Raw genomic sequence first — 670 nt, 5'->3', positions numbered from 1 at the left:
GCGATGATTATCCCGTCGCACAAGCTGCGTATTTTGGTGGCGACCAAACCTGTTGATTTCCGTAAAGGTCATGATGGGCTTGCAGCCCTGGTTCAGAATGAGTTGGGTAAGATGCCGTTTACGGGAACGGTTTATGTCTTTCGCTCCAAACGGGGAGATCGGCTTAAATTGCTATACTGGGATGGCTCAGGATTGGTGATGACTTACAAGCGCCTGGAAGAGCACAGCTTCACCTGGCCGACAATCCGCAATGGTGTCATATCGCTGAACTCTGCGCAGTTTGAGGCTCTGTTTTCTGGCCTGGACTGGCGACGGGTGCAAGCACCGACACTCCATCCTCCGCTGTTGGCAGACTGAAGAAACGGATGATTTTTTAAGCTGTTTTATGGTGCGAAACGACTGATATTGCGCTATAAAACGGGATGCTTAATCTGCCTCAAATCGCCATTCCAGCCAGCCTGTCACCCGAGCAGCACGCTGCCTTTGAAGCCTTGCGCGCGCATGTCATGGCGCTTGAGGAATTTGGCCGTCGCCAGGAAGTTCTTGTCCGGGAATTACGCAACCTTTTGCACGGCAAGAGGTCAGAGAAACTGACGCCGGACGAACGGCAACTGTCCTTCGAGGATCTTGAGATCCGCCTTGCCGATAGCGAGGAAGAAGGAAAGGACCG

At 52.8% G+C, this 670-nt stretch carries 2 protein-coding genes; both read left to right on the top strand.

Annotated features, from left to right (window positions below; all coding sequences use genetic code 11):
- On the top strand, positions 1-357 hold a 357-nt coding region (gene tnpB / locus TMES_RS22025), incomplete at its 5' end, for an IS66 family insertion sequence element accessory protein TnpB (protein WP_143589782.1).
- A gap of 65 nt (positions 358-422) precedes the next feature.
- Positions 423-670: IS66 family transposase (locus TMES_RS22020; protein ID WP_483887650.1), on the top strand; the 248-nt coding region annotated here is incomplete at its 3' end.

Source organism: Thalassospira mesophila (assembly GCF_002115755.1).
GTDB classification, from domain to species: Bacteria; Pseudomonadota; Alphaproteobacteria; order Rhodospirillales; family Thalassospiraceae; genus Thalassospira; species Thalassospira mesophila.
The sequence above is the reverse complement of the archived record's forward strand: the minus strand, read 5'-3'. Positions and strand labels throughout refer to the sequence as shown.